10 protein-coding genes are annotated in these 13,435 nt (G+C 66.5%); 5 read left to right on the top strand and 5 right to left on the bottom strand.

Translation table 11 applies throughout. The features are described 5' to 3' along the window. Positions 1 to 7 precede the first annotated feature (7 nt). Complete coding sequence (locus Q9293_RS11640) at positions 8 to 1,483, top strand: MFS transporter (RefSeq protein ID WP_306246641.1); 1,476 nt, start codon at positions 8 to 10, stop codon at positions 1,481 to 1,483. A 2-nt stretch (positions 1,484 to 1,485) separates the two neighbouring features. Here the strand turns inward: Q9293_RS11640 and Q9293_RS11635 are convergent, their stop codons facing one another. The 5 genes from Q9293_RS11635 to Q9293_RS11615 all read right to left on the bottom strand — a co-directional run bounded on the left by Q9293_RS11635 (position 1,486) and on the right by Q9293_RS11615 (position 8,109). Beyond that, entirely contained in the window at positions 1,486 to 2,187 is a 702-nt protein-coding gene (locus tag Q9293_RS11635; protein ID WP_306246640.1) for a PilZ domain-containing protein, read from the bottom strand. A gap of 14 nt (positions 2,188 to 2,201) precedes the next feature. Then, positions 2,202 to 2,942: a metallophosphoesterase gene (locus Q9293_RS11630; RefSeq protein WP_306246638.1), complete on the bottom strand. Its 741-nt coding sequence runs from the start codon at positions 2,940 to 2,942 to the stop codon at positions 2,202 to 2,204. A 21-nt stretch (positions 2,943 to 2,963) separates the two neighbouring features. Continuing rightward, on the bottom strand, positions 2,964 to 4,109 hold the full coding sequence (locus Q9293_RS11625) for a shikimate kinase (protein WP_306246636.1): 1,146 nt from the start codon (positions 4,107 to 4,109) through the stop codon (positions 2,964 to 2,966). A 52-nt stretch (positions 4,110 to 4,161) separates the two neighbouring features. Continuing rightward, positions 4,162 to 6,078 (bottom strand): chitobiase/beta-hexosaminidase C-terminal domain-containing protein, encoded by a 1,917-nt coding sequence (locus Q9293_RS11620; protein WP_306246633.1) that lies wholly within the window; start codon positions 6,076 to 6,078, stop codon positions 4,162 to 4,164. 243 nt (positions 6,079 to 6,321) lie between these two features. Further along, positions 6,322 to 8,109: an ABC transporter ATP-binding protein gene (locus Q9293_RS11615; protein WP_306246630.1), complete on the bottom strand. Its 1,788-nt coding sequence runs from the start codon at positions 8,107 to 8,109 to the stop codon at positions 6,322 to 6,324. Between the two features lie 80 nt (positions 8,110 to 8,189). On the opposite strand from Q9293_RS11615, the gene Q9293_RS11610 reads away from it, so the two are divergent. Genes Q9293_RS11610 through Q9293_RS11595 form a run of 4 tightly spaced genes read left to right on the top strand, consistent with a single transcriptional unit; the run spans position 8,190 to position 13,357 of the window. After that, entirely contained in the window at positions 8,190 to 9,953 is a 1,764-nt protein-coding gene (locus Q9293_RS11610; protein WP_306246628.1) for a M20/M25/M40 family metallo-hydrolase, read from the top strand. Then, entirely contained in the window at positions 9,950 to 11,020 is a 1,071-nt protein-coding gene (locus tag Q9293_RS11605) for a 3-dehydroquinate synthase family protein (RefSeq protein ID WP_306246626.1), read from the top strand. The genes Q9293_RS11610 and Q9293_RS11605 overlap by 4 nt, the downstream gene beginning before the upstream one ends. Next, positions 11,013 to 12,878 carry a tetratricopeptide repeat protein gene (locus tag Q9293_RS11600; RefSeq protein ID WP_306246624.1) on the top strand — a complete coding sequence of 622 codons (1,866 nt, stop codon included), beginning with the start codon at positions 11,013 to 11,015 and terminating at the stop codon, positions 12,876 to 12,878. Before Q9293_RS11605 ends, Q9293_RS11600 begins: the two co-directional genes overlap by 8 nt. Continuing rightward, the gene (locus Q9293_RS11595; protein ID WP_306246623.1) at positions 12,878 to 13,357 is read left to right on the top strand and encodes a hypothetical protein; all 480 of its coding nucleotides are present in this window, start codon (positions 12,878 to 12,880) and stop codon (positions 13,355 to 13,357) included. The genes Q9293_RS11600 and Q9293_RS11595 overlap by 1 nt, the downstream gene beginning before the upstream one ends. Positions 13,358 to 13,435 lie beyond the last annotated feature (78 nt).

The following is a 13,435-nucleotide window of genomic DNA, read 5'->3' as shown; positions in this document are numbered from 1 at the left end:
TCGCCGGATGTCGACACCGCGCCCTTCCGGAATCCTCCGCTCCTTCCCGCCCGTTTTCTGGCTGGCGAATGTCATGGAGCTCTTCGAGCGGGCCGCCTACTACGGCCTCAACTCGGTTTTGGCGGTCTATCTCACCAACAAGATCTCCGAAGGCGGCCTGGGCTTCACGGAGCAGTCCGTGGGCTTCCTCCAGAGCCTCATCTACGCCTTCACCTACGTGATCCCCATCGCGGGCGGCGCCTTGGCGGATCGCTACGGCTACCGCCGCATGCTGCTCTTCGCCTTCTCCATCCTGTCGGCGGGCTACTTCATTGCGGGCAACGTGACGATGTATGGCGCGGTCTTCGCTTCGCTGCTGTTCATGGCCACGGGCGCGGGCCTCTTCAAACCCATCATCTCAGGCACCCTGGCGCGCACCACCACGGAGGAGAACTCCGGCTTCGGCTTCGGCATCTACTACTGGATGATCAACATCGGCGCCTTCCTGGCACCACTTCTCGTGACCGTGCTGAAGGGCTTCTCCTGGCGCTATGTCTTCATCGCCTCGGCCCTTTACTGCGCCGCGATGCTGCTGCCCACGGTGTTCCTGTTCAAGGATCCGCCGAAACCCGAGAACACCAAGAGCCTGCGGGAAGTGGCCCACGGCGCCGCCATGGTGCTGGGCGACGCCCGGTTCATGCTGATGATCGTGGTGTATTCCGGGTTCTGGATCCTCTATTTCCAGAGCTTCGGTTCGGTGCTCTGGTACCTGCGCGATTTCGTGAACACCCAACCCGTGAACGCCTTCTTCGCGTCCTTCGGCGTGCCTCTGAAGTTCGACACGGAGCATGTGACCGTGGTGAACGGCGGCACCATCATCCTGCTGCAGGTGCTGGTGAGCCGCGTAGTGAAGAACATCCGGCCCCTGCCCACCATGGTGTCGGGCATCGTCATTGGCACCCTGGGCTTCCTGTGCCTGGCCATCTCCACCAACGTGTGGGTGTTCATCCTGGGCCTGTCGGTGTTTTCCATCGGTGAGATGACCGCCCACCCGAAGTACTACAGCTACGTCGGCCTTGTCGCGCCCGCGGACAAGAAGGCTGTCTACATGGGCTATGCCTTCCTCTACGGCGTCATCGGCAGCCTCATCGGCTCCAGCCTGGGCGGTGCGCTCTATGGCTCCATGCTGAAGCCCGTGATTGGCCAGCCCGGAGCGGCCCTGGTGGCGCGGAAGTTCTGGCTGATCTTCGTGGCGCTGAACATCTGTGCGGCCATCGGCTTGGTGGTGTATGACCGGGTGTTCGCTCAGGACACGCCGGAAACCAATGCCAAGGCCCGCAAGGTGATGATGGGCATCTACGCGCTGCTGCTGGTGGTGGGCCTGCTCTTCCTGCGGTCCTCGCTCTGGGGTGGCGCCGAGATCTCGTACAAGACCATGGTGCAGGCGGTGATCATGCTGCTGCTGGGCGCGGGCGGCATGGTGGTGAGCCTGGCGAAGCGCTGAATTCAGTTCTGCCGGAAGCTGTGGGAGCGATCCGTCCGGCGGGTCTGGATGAAGCGGTGGATGGGCGCCATGTCGGTGGTATCGCCTGGCCGCAGCACCAGTCCGAGCCGCGTGGGGAAGGTCTGCCCCTCGATGTAGGTGAGGTGCCGCACCTCGGCTGGGCAGCGCAGGAGGGAGCCATCCGGCAGCTCAGCGTCGATGTCCACCATGGCGTGAAGTTCCACCATCAGGGTTGCTTCCAGCGCCAGCCCCACGCCAGTCTCCGTGAGGTTCACCAGCAGGGCTTCGAGCTGGCGGCCCTCCACCTTCACTTTCACCTTGAGGGGTGATTGGTCCGGAGCGGCCACCCGCACATCCCGTCGGTGGTGGAGGCGTGCGGGTTCCTGGGGCCAGTCGAGGCGCAGCAGCGCGGCGCCGGATTCATCGGTTCCCGCCGCAGGAAGCAGGGCCGACTGAAGGGTGAGCACCTCGTCGCCCAGGAGGATGGTCAGGGTGACGGGCGTGCCTGCGGCAGGCACCAGGTCGCGGGCGTGAAGGCCGGAAAGATCCAGAGCCGAGCCCACGCGAAAGGCATGGATGCGCAGGTCGCCCAGCAGGCGTGACGGGGTGCCCTGCAGCCTGAGGCTCACCACGGCCTTGGTGAGGCGGGCCTGGATGAGGAACTGCTCCAGGACGGGTGGGGACAGGAGAGAGGCGTGGCCCATGGTGGATCTGCCTTTCAGATGCCCTGGCTGAGGCGGTCAGCCAGGTTGTGGTGCAATCCCGCGGCGAGAATGGCTTTGGCTGCGCCCTTCACGTCGTAGTCGAGGCGGTGCAGGCGCAGGCGGCGGCTCTTGGGATCGAAGGTGATGAAGGACAATTGGGGATTCCGATCCCGGGGTTGTCCCACGGAGCCCGGGTTGACGAGGTAGCGGCAGTGGGGCTGGAGGTGGAACCACTCGCCAGGGGCCAGGCTGATCCAGTTCAGCTGTCCCCGGATCTCATCCAGCTCGAAGCAGCCGGGCAGATGGGTGTGGCCGAAGAAGCAGAGCTGGCCCTGGAAGGCGTCAAAGGCCTGGCTGATCTCCCGCATGTGGAGCAGGTAGGCGTCCTCGTCCATGGGCGAGCCGTGGGCGATCATGTAGTCTTCGCCCACCCAGATCGGCCCCACAGGCAGTTCCGCGAGGAAGCGCCAGTTGTCCTGGCGCAGCCGCTCCCGCGTCCAGTCCGCCGCCTGGCGGGCAGGCAGGCTGAAAGAGGCATCCGGTTCCAGCCCGGCGCAGACCTTGTCGTGGTTGCCCCGCACCATGAAGCGGGGCCGCAGTTCCCGCACCTTGTCCAGCAACTGGTTGGGGTTGGCCCCGTAGCCCACGAGGTCGCCCAGGAACACGAAGCGGTGGATGGCCCGTCGCCGCGCGAAGCGCAGCACGGCCCGAAGGGCGTGCAGGTTCGAGTGCAGATCGGAGAGGATCAGGTCCAATGGATGTCCGGGGGAGAGGTCCTAGTCTAACAAAGCGGAGACTAAGTCCCGGGAACTGTGACCAAAACTGAGGATCATGGGCGCCAGCGACCAGGCCGGGGTGCGGGCGGCCCAGCGGGCCATGAAGGCCGCCCGGTCCCGGGCCAGGGGCCGGTTGGCATCGCGGCTGGCCCTTTCCCAGGCCTGCTGCGGAGGAATGGCCAGCCAGAGCGGGGCAAAACCGGCTTCGGCCACTGCCGCCCGGTTGGCGGGCGCTTCCCAGGCGCCGCCGCCCAGGGCCACCACGGCGGGTCGGGTCAGCAGGCTGGGCAGCAGGTCGGTTTCGAGGCGCCTGAAGGCAGCCTCTCCGGACGCAGCGAAGATGTCGGCCACAGGCTTTCCAGCGTGGTCCTCGATGGTCGCATCCAGATCGTGGAAGGGCAGGTGGAGGGCCCAGGCCAGCTGCCGCCCGAAGGTGGTTTTCCCCGCGCCGCTGCCGCCGATGAGGACCACACCCTGACCGCGGGTGAAGGGCGGACGGGCCCGCCACCGCAGGCGCTGGGCCTCCCAGCCTAGGGCGGAGGGATCGGCGCTGCGATGCACTTCGCCCACCATGGCCAGGGACTCCGCCCCGGCCTCGAAGCAGGCGGCGGCATCGGCCAGGGTGAGTCCGCCGATGGCGATGGGTGCGAGGCCTTGGCGCCGGAGGGCCTCACACCCGGAGCGGAGGCCCTCCAGGCCCACCGGGGTCGCGTGGTCCGCCTTGGTGGCCGTGCCGCGGAAGGGCCCCACGCCCGCGTGATCGCAGGCTGGATCGACGCCGCTCCACTCGTCAGCCTGATGCGTGGAGGTGCCCAGATGGACGGGCTCGAGACCGGGCAGGCGGCGCGCCTCGGCGGGCGGAAGGTCCCCCTGTCCCAGATGCAGGCCCCAGGGCGTCAGGCCCTCCCGGGCTGCCAAGAGCGCCAAGTCAGCGCGGTCGTTCACGCAGATGAGGGGCCAGCCGCCCTGGTCGGCGGACGCCGTGAGAGCCTTCCGCAACTCCACCCACTGCGCCTGGGTGTCGAGGGGCTTGCCCCGGAACTGCACCAGGGGAAATCCCGCCTCGCCCAGGCGGCGAATCTGATCGGATAGCGGTTCCGCGAGCGTGGCGTCGGTGATGGGATAGAGGGGAGGCAGGTGCAGCATGGCCCTCCAGTCTAGCGGGAGGGCGACGCCGGAACCTGGAGTCGTGCCGGGGCTACATTCCGAACCCGGCGCGGATGTAGGTGTTCACCGCATGGGCCGTGTAGGCATCCTGCCAGTGATCCTTGGATTGGGCGCGCACTTCGGAGATGAAGGCATCCAGGGTGCCAGGCCCGCCCTGCAGCTGGTTGTAGGAAGCCACGGAGCGATTCCCGTCCAGAAAGGGGCCTGGCGTCTCGAAGGCGGGTTGGACGCCCCACTGGTAGACGATGTTGTGATCGTAGGTGACCCGGGCCGACAGGCTCATGATGGAGTGGCTGTTGTCGTTCGAGCCATCGAGATGGGCGACCACGTTCCGGCTGCAAAGGACAGAGGTGCTGGTGGGATCGTCGAAATTCACATCGATGCCCCAGCCCCGATGGCCCTCGGAATCGGGCGACAGATCGGTGCCCTGCAGCACCACGTTGTTGAGCACCGTTCCCCCGAACGCGCAGAGGATGGCGATGGGGGCCCGCACCACCAGGTTGTCCTCCACCACGCCGCCGGGGCGCAATTGGATGCCACCGCAGGCCGGGCGCAGGACGATGTTGTCGCGCACGATGGCCCCCGTGGCCCGTGTTTCCTGGATGTAGAGGGACTGATTGAACATGGAAGGTTGCCCGTCATGCACCTTGGGGCTGGTGTTCCAGCCCGTGTGGTCGGTGATGCAGCCTTCGATCAGCAGATCGTCCACGCCCTGGATGTAGGTGCCCTGGGCGTGGTCGCCATAGGTGTCCAAGAAGTGGCAGCGGCGTAGCCGAACATTTTTCAAGGGGTAGGCTGCGGCAGCGTCCCGCTGGAAGGTGACCTGGGCGAACCGGAAGCGGCAATCCTCGAAGAGCAGGTTCACCGATCCTTCCAGCCAGTTCACAGCCTGCGTGTCGCCGGGGCTCGCGTTAAAGGCCAGCGAATCGGGATCCCGTTCGCTGCGGTACAGATCCAGCCCGATGAAGCAGACATGGGACATGACTTGGTTGTGGCTGGGGCCGCCGCCGAAGGCGTAGATGCCATCCTGGCCGCCGTTCGTGATCATCACGGGCCGGGCGCCGCTGCCATAGCTGGAAACGACCATGGGCTCAGCGGCCGAGCGGCCCGACCAGAGCCATTGCCCGATCCCCTCATTCCAAGTGTCGCCCTTTTTCAGAAGCAACCAATCGGGGTAGCCATCCCGTAGCTTGGCTTTCGCCGCGACGAGGGATTTCAAGGGCGTGTTTTCGTGCAGGCCATCGTTGCCGTCGCTCCCTCCGGAGGCGCTGACGTAGATCATCCGGGAGTCCGCCGAAGGCTGGACGCTGGTCCACCCGGCATTGCCACCGATGGTGTAGGTGGCCGAGGCGACGGGGCTGTCGGTCCACCCGGCCTTCACGGCGATGGCTTGCAGGAGGGTGGTCTGGGTGATGGCGATGGCGCCAGCATAGACCGCGGCATTGGCCGTGGGGGCCTGGCCATTGGTGGTGTAGTGGATGGTGGCTCCGGCAGTCGCGGTGCTGATGACGACCGACTGGGCGCTGGCGTAGCCGCCGGAAGGCAGGGAGAAGGTGGGCGTCCCCACCGTATTCGCGACAGATCCCGTGACGGTCACGAGGCAGGTGGACGTTTTGGCACCGTCATGGGTGGTGACGGTGATGGTGGCTGTTCCGGCCTTCACGCCACCAACCAGGCCGCTGCTGTCGACGGTGGCCACGGTGCCGTCAGAGGTGCGCCAAGCCACCGATTTGTCCGTGGCCTCGGCAGGCGCCACGGTGGCAGCCAGATTGCCGGTGCCGCCAACGGCGAGGCTGAGCATCGCCTGATTGAGCGCCACTCCTGTGACCGTCACTGGAGTGGGGACGGGCGCGGGAGCTGAGGCGGTCTTGCTGCTACCGCCGCCGCAGGCCAACGCAAGGAGAACCCCCATCAGGCTGATGGTGTGGATCAAGAACCTTCTGCTCATGGACGGGCTCCGTGGGCATAGGAGCGCAGATGAGAGACGTTGCGCTCAGGGAGGTGCGAGTGGGTGTGCGCGAAACCTCCTAAGTTGGACGCAGAACCAGGGAAGGAACAGGTCCACTTCAGCGGAATTTGGGCTGGTCCGCTTGATAGAACAAATGGCGTAGCCACGGCGCATCCCATGGGATGAGCCGCGGGCGGAAGCCCAGCGATCTCACAACCAGTGAGGCGTCTCCCCTCGCGGCAATCAGGCCGCTTCGCTATCCGCAAACTGCAGCCGCACCAATTTGGCGTAGACGCCATCCTGAGCAATGAGGCCATCGTGGGTGCCGCGCTCGACGAGCTGGCCCTGGTCCATGACCCAGATTTCGTCGGCCTCGCGAATGGTTGAAAGGCGATGGGCGATGGTGAAGGTGGTGAGGCGATGGCTCACGCGCTCGATGACGGTCTGGATCTTCGATTCCGTTTCGGAGTCGATGTTGGCGGTGGCTTCGTCCAGCAGCAGCACAGCGGGTTCCAGGTAGAGCATGCGGGCGAAGGCCAGCAACTGCTTTTCGCCGGCGCTGAGCTTCTGGCCCCGCTCGCCCACCTGCGTTTCCAGGCCTTCCGGCAGGCGTCCCACCAGATCCTTCAGCTGGCTCTGTTCAAGCACAGAGGCCAGCCGGGCCTCATCCAGGGGTCGGTCCAGCACGATGTTGTCGCGCAGCGTTCCGGAAAACACGAAGACATCCTGCAGCACCAGCCCGAAGAGGCTGCGCAGGCTGCGGAGCTGCAGGCTGCGCACATCGGCGCCATCGATGGTGATGCGGCCCTCGCTTACGTCGTAGAAACGCATGAGCAGGTTGATGAGCGTGCTTTTGCCTGCGCCGGTATGGCCCACCACGGCCACGCGGTGCCCCTTGGGAATCACGCCGCTGAGCTCGCGCACCACCTGGCGGCCGCCTTCCTCGTAGGCGAAGGTGACGTTCTCGAAGCGGATCTCCCCACTGAGGGAGGCCACCTTGGCGTCGGGCGCCTCGGGGATCTGCTCCTGGTTGTCCAGCAGGCGGAAAATGCGCTCACTGGAGGCCAGGGCGGTCTGCATGACGTTGTAGCGCTCGGCGAGTTCCCGGATGGGCCGGAAGAAGCGGCTGGACTGCTGGATGAAAGCCAGCAGCAAGCCCCAGGTGATGGCGCCGGCCTTGAGCTTGATGCCCGCATAGAAGATGAGTGCGGCCAGGGTGCTGGAGGTGATGAACTCCACCACCGGGAAGAACACGGCGTAGGCGAAGATGGTGCGCAGGAAGGCCTGGAAGTAGTCCTCGTTGAGCACCTTGAACTGCGCGTCGCTGTGTTGTTCCTGGCTGTTGATCTGGACCAGCCCCATGCCGGAGATCTGCTCCTGCAGGAAGGCGTTGATGGCGGCGTAGCGCCGTTGGGTTTCCCGGAAGGCTTCACCGGCGCGGCGGCGGAAGAATTCCGTGGCCACCAGCAGGAAGGGCAGGATCACCAGGGCCACGGTGGCCATGCCTGCATGGGTCCAGAACATCCAGCCCACGATGGCCAGCAGGGAGAGGGCATCGCCCACGATGGCCACGAAGCCCGAGGCGAACATTTCGTTCAGGTTCTGCACATCGCTGGTCACGCGGGTCATGAGGCGGCCCACGGGATTGCGGTGGAAGAAATCGGTGCTGCGGCCCATGAGGTGCTGGAAGAGCTGCACCCGCAGGTCGAGCATCGCCTTCTGGCCCACCTTGGCCAGCATGAAATAGCGGGCGAAACTCACCACAAAGCCTGCGATGAGCACGCCGAAGAAGCCCGCCACCAGGGGAGCGGCCCCCTTCAGGCTGCCCTGGCCCATGAAGCGGTTGATGAGCCGCAGGGTCATCTCCGAGGGCAGCACCTCCAGGAAGGCACCCAGGCCCATCAGGCCTAGCAGCAGCAACAACGCCGCCCATTGGGGGCGCAGGTAGCTGGCCAGGCGCCAGAGCAGCGCATGGCGCATGGGCCGCTCATCGGTGCGGTCGGATTGGAAAAAGGCTCCCTGTTCGGACATGGGGTCATTGTCCCACAGGCGGAGTCCCCACGGAGTTGTCCGCTGGCCTCATGTAAACTGGAGCTTCCCCTGGAGACAAGATGCGTTCCTGGATGCCCCTCCTTTTCGCCGCCACCCTCGTGGCCCCGGTCCAGGCTCTGGCCCAGGCTCCCGCCAGCAAGGCTGACCAGGCCGCAGAACAGCGCCTGCGCAAGGATGTGACCTTTCTCGCGGCGCCAGAACTGAAGGGCCGAGGCAACGGCTATCCCGAGCTGGACGTGGTCGCCAAGCGCATCCAGGACGAATTGAAGGCCCTGGGCCTCCAACCCCAGATCCAGCGCTTTCCCTTCATCGCCCGCGTGGCCCGGGAAAGGCAGGCGGCGGCGGTGACGCTGGCGGGCAGCGCCCATTCCCTGGTCTGGGGCAAGGACATCGAGGCCCTGGGGCTGAGCGGCGACGCGGACTTCAAGGGCAAGCCTTTGGCCTTCGCGGGCTACGGCGTGCAGATCCCCGGTGGCTACGACGATTTCGCGGGCCTCGACCTGAAGGATCGCGTGGTGGTCATCGCCCGCACCGTGCCCGATCTGGATGCCTTCGCCCATCTTCCTCGCGGTGAGCGGGGTCTGCTGGCCCGGCTGAAGAAGCTGGAGACCGCCAAGGCCGCGGGCGTGATCGTGCTGGAAGACGCCCTTCGCCCCTTGCAGCGCGAGGAAGGCCCCGTGAAGGTGGACCTGCCGGTGGTGGGCATGACGGTGGAGGGCCTGGGCGGCGCCTGCGGCGATGTGGCCGCACGCTTGAAGGCCATCAAGGAGACTGGAAGGCCTGGTACCACTGACGCTCCGGCGGCCACGTTCTCGCTGGAGCTCAAGCTGCGCCGGGACGAGGCGCAGATCCCCAATGTGGTGACGGTGATTCCGGGCCAGGATGCCAAGCTGAGCAAGGAATACATCGTGCTCGGCGCCCACATGGACCACCTGGGCCTGGGCGAGCGCCACAGCATGGGTGGGGCCGAAGCCCGGGGCCAGATCCATCCCGGCGCCGATGACAACGCCTCGGGCACAGCCCTGGTCGTGGAACTGGCGCGGGAGCTGAAGGATGCGAAACCCCGGCGCTCGATCCTGCTGCTCAACTTTGCGGGCGAAGAAGAAGGCCTGCTGGGCTCACAGTACTGGGTGCAGCATCCCACGCACCCCCTGGAAGCCGTGAAGTTCATGCTCAACTTCGACATGGTGGGCCGCCTCGATCCGAAGGCCCCCAAGCTCATGATGGGCGGCTTGGGTGCGCCGAAATCCGCGGTGGAGGCGGCCCAGAAGTTCGTGCCCAAGGATTTCGCCGTGAGCGCCGATGTGGGCGCCAGCGTGGGCGGCTCCGATCACATGAGCTTCTCCCAGGCCAAGATCCCCACCTTCTTCTTTTTCACGGGCATCCACGGCGAGTACCACCGCCCCACGGATACGGCGGACCGCATCAACTACCCGGGCATGGTGAAGCTGGCGGCCTTTGGCAAGGCTGTGACGCTGGATCTGGCCAACGCGGACACCCTGCCGGCCTTCGATCCCGAAACGGCAAAGCTGCCTTCGCGCGGCGATGGCGGCCCCATGCGCATTGCCTTCGGCACCATCCCCGATTACGCGGACAATCCCAAGGGCTTCCGCATCAACGGCGTGTCCAAGGATGGCACCGCGGAAACCATCGGCCTCCAGGCCGGCGACATCCTCATCCAGTTCGGCGACAAGGTGCTGAAGAACGTCTATGACTTCATGGGCGCCCTGGGCGCCTACAAGCCCGGCGACAAGGTGCTCATCCAGTGGCTCCGCGGCGATCAGTTGATGAAGGCCGAAGCCACCCTGAAGGGCCGTTCATGAGGCTGGCCACGCCTGCGGGTTTCGCCACGGAGGTCTTCCTGCTGGAAGGGCCCGATGCGGCCCTGCTGCCCGAGGGCCCCTGGACCCTGGTGGGCGACCAACGCCTGCGCGCAGCCTGGGCCCAAGCCGGCATGCCGGAACCAAGGCACGCCCTCTGGGTATCCGTGCCCGAGGAGGAAAAGCGTCTCGGCACCCTGATTCCATGGCTAGAGCACTGGGCCCGGGTGCCCCTCCACCGGGATGCCACCGTCGTCGCTCTGGGCGGCGGCGTGCTCAGCGACATGACGGGGCTGGCGGCGGCCCTCTACCTGAGGGGCGTGGCTTGGCAGGTGTGGCCCACCACGCTGCTGGCCATGGCCGATGCCTCTCTGGGCGGCAAGACGGGCGCCGATCTCGATGCGGGCAAGAATCTGGTGGGGGCCTTCCATGCGCCGCGCCGCCTGGTGGCCTGCACGAACCTGCTGGCGAGTCTGCCTGAGCGCCAGTTGGACAACGGCCGGTGGGAACTCATCAAGACGGCCCTCATCCAGGGTGAGATGGATTGGGCCCTGGACATGCTGCAGGACGGCCCTGTGAAGCTGCCCTGGGTGGAGCGGGCCCTGGCCTTCAAGGCCGGTGTGGTGCATCGCGATCCCCGCGAATCGGGAGAGCGCCGCTTGTTGAACCTGGGCCACACCCTGGGCCACGCCCTGGAAGCGGCTTCGGGCTACCACCTGCTGCACGGAGAGGCCGTGGGAATGGGCCTGTTCGCAGCCTGCTTCCTGGCGGAAGAGCAGGGCCTGAAGCCCTTCCCTGCGGAGGTGCTGGGGGCCCTGGCTCGCCGCTTGGCGCCCTTGGCTCCGCTGGCCGCTCCCTGGGAGGCCTGCCTGCCTCTGCTGGCCCGGGACAAGAAGGCCGAGCGCGGCCCCGGCCCAAGCGTTGGTCAGGCCGAAGCAGCCATCCAGATCCACTGCATCCTTCCGCGACCGGGCGAGCCCGCCGTACAGCGGGTATTGCCTCCGCAGGCCTGGGAATCCTCCCATGCCCGGCTCCTGTCTCTGCTTCACCAGGAGGGTGTCCGTGCGTGACATTCGTATTCCCGTTCTTGCGGTTCTGCTGGCATCGGCCCCAGCCTTCGCCGAAGATGTCCGCGCGCTGATGCTTCAGGCCCGCTCCCTGCAACTGCGGGGCGGGGGCGCTGATCCTGCCGCGGCCGTGGCCATCTACCGGCGCGTGCTGGCCCAGGTGCCCGAGAGTGCCGAGGCGAACCTTCGGCTGTCCGAGGCCCTGCAGGAGACCCAGGATGCCAACGGCGCTGTGGCTCCGGCCCGACGGGCGGTGGAACTGGCTCCGCAAAACGCCGAGGCTCAGGCCCATCTGGCCTTGTTGCAGTACCAGCGGGCGCAGGTTGATGCCACTCTGGCACCCGAGGCCGCGAAGGAACTCCGGGCTGCGACCCTGCGGTTGCCGCAGGATCCCGAGCTTTGGGCGAGGCTGGGCGAGGTCTCCGAGCAGATGAAGGATGGCGAGGGTGCGCTGCAGGCCTGGCTGCGTCTCGGGCGCATGCGTCCCAGCTTCACCCCGGCCTGGGAGCGCGCGTTCATCCATGCCCGCGCCACGCAGAACTACGAAGGCAAGCGCGAGGCCCTGCTGGCGCTCAATGCCCGCAATCCCGAGGATCGCCACCTGCGCCTGCTGGAGGAGCTGGCCCGCGAGCAGATCAAAGCTGGGTACCTGGCCCACGCCGAAGAGAGCTTCCTCCTGCTGGCGCGCCACCTGCCCCAGGAAGCTGGGTTGTGGGAGAACGTGTCCCTGGTTCGGATGCAGACCGCCCGCTACGCCGAGGCCCTGGAAACCCTGGCCAAGGCCGAGGCCCTGAAGCCGACCCCGGCCCTGGGTTTCTACACGGCGCAGGCCCTCATGAACCTGGGTCGCTTCGAGGAGGCGGAAAAGCGGCTTAAGGAGATCCTCCCTCAGCCCACGGATTCGCAGCGTGTCAAAGACGGCGGGCCGATGCTCTATGCAGAGGCGTTGCTGCTGCAGGGCAAGGGCAGAGCCCTGCTGGCCTTCCTCAAGGACCGTCCCTCGAATCCCAATACCGACGGCGAGGCCCTGGTCTTCAAGACTCAGGCCCTCATCAGCCTCAATGACTGGAAGAGCGGCCTGGAAGTGCTGAAGGAAGGCATCGCGCGCTATCCGAAAATCGCCTTCTTCAAACAGGCCAGCCTGCTGCCGCCGAAGTACCTCGAGTATTCCTTTTTCTCGCGCAAGGAGACCCGCGCGGCCCTGGAACAGATGCACCTCGAGGGCATGGCCGCCCTGTGGCAGGAGTTTCAGCGCTGGGACAAATGCCTGGAGGCCCTGGAGCGCGCAGGCAAGGTGTCGCCCGTGCGACATGTGGACATGCTCATCATGGAAAGCCAGGCCTACGACCAGCTGGGCCGACACGCGGAGTCCCTGGCGGCCATGCGGGAGGCTCAGGCCCTGGAACCCGACAATCCGCTGGTGCAGAACAACCTCGGCTACCTGCTGCTGGAACAGGAGCAGAACCTCGAGGAGGCGGCCTCGCTGATCCAGACCAGCGCCAAGGCCACGCCGGATAACGGCAATGTGGTGGACAGCCTGGGCTGGGCCCAGTTCAAGCTGGGGCGCGTCGATGAAGCGGAAACCACGCTGCGCCGCGCCGCCGAGCTGAACCCCTTCAGTCCCGAGGTGCGCAAGCACCTGGGCGAGGTGCTGGTGAAGCAGGGCAAGCTGACCGAGGCCGCCGAACAATGGGACCGCGCCCTCGCCTTTGTCTTTCCCGAGCGGGCTGCCCTCGAGAAGCGCCTGGGCGATCTCCGGATTCGCATCGCCAAGGAGCAGGCGGCCAAGCTGGACGCTCCCGTTGCCCCGCCCGTGGCGCCTGCCGCCAAACCTGACGAGGATGACGAGGACGACCAGTGATGCCCCTGCAAGCCCCACCCGCCACCACTCCGCCCAGCATCATCACCCCGGCGCAGGCCGCCGTTCCTGTTCGGGCCCAGTACGGCTGGGGCTACGCAGGCCCCGATGGCGAGGGCGTAGGCACCCTCAGCCTGCTGCTGGAGGCTGCCACCGGTCGCCTGGTGCTGGAACTGCACGCACCCGGAGAGCGGCTCATGCTGCTGGAAGGCGACAAGGCCTCGGGCTACCGCCTGCAGGTGCCGCGGCAGAAGGTGGATCAACGCGCCGCCTCTCTGGCTCAACTGCCGCTGCCCTTCCTGCCCCAGGTGCAGAGCGTGGAAGGCCTGTTGCGGCTGCTTCGCACCGGGGAAGGCGCTGGTCTCTCCGTGCAGAAGAAGGATGCCCAGGGCCCGTTGAAGCTGCACTGGCGCGGCAAGGATGCGCGGGGCAAGGACGAGCAGGTGTGGCTCGACCGCAAGCGGTGGGATGAGGCGAAGTAGAGCGCTCACCCGCCCGCGAAAAGATGAAACCACGAATGGCGCGAATCGCCAGGCGGGCGCGCGAATGAAGAAGCCAAG

The sequence above is a fragment of the Geothrix sp. PMB-07 genome, from assembly GCF_030758935.1.
In the GTDB taxonomy this organism is placed as follows: Bacteria; Acidobacteriota; Holophagae; order Holophagales; family Holophagaceae; genus Geothrix.
This window is presented reverse-complemented; position numbering and strand designations above follow the sequence as displayed.

Bases quoted from the DNA above. Each gene is read 5' to 3' on its own strand.
- Q9293_RS11625 (WP_306246636.1), bottom strand. From the start codon at position 4,109: ATGCTGCACCTGCCTCCCCTCTATCCCATCACCGACGCCACGCTCGCG.
- Q9293_RS11615 (WP_306246630.1), bottom strand. From the start codon at position 8,109: ATGTCCGAACAGGGAGCCTTTTTCCAATCCGACCGCACCGATGAGCGG.
- Q9293_RS11610 (WP_306246628.1), top strand. From the start codon at position 8,190: ATGCGTTCCTGGATGCCCCTCCTTTTCGCCGCCACCCTCGTGGCCCCG.
- Q9293_RS11620 (WP_306246633.1), bottom strand. From the start codon at position 6,078: ATGAGCAGAAGGTTCTTGATCCACACCATCAGCCTGATGGGGGTTCTC.
- Q9293_RS11640 (WP_306246641.1), top strand. From the start codon at position 8: ATGTCGACACCGCGCCCTTCCGGAATCCTCCGCTCCTTCCCGCCCGTT.
- Q9293_RS11605 (WP_306246626.1), top strand. From the start codon at position 9,950: ATGAGGCTGGCCACGCCTGCGGGTTTCGCCACGGAGGTCTTCCTGCTG.
- Q9293_RS11635 (WP_306246640.1), bottom strand. From the start codon at position 2,187: ATGGGCCACGCCTCTCTCCTGTCCCCACCCGTCCTGGAGCAGTTCCTC.
- Q9293_RS11595 (WP_306246623.1), top strand. From the start codon at position 12,878: ATGCCCCTGCAAGCCCCACCCGCCACCACTCCGCCCAGCATCATCACC.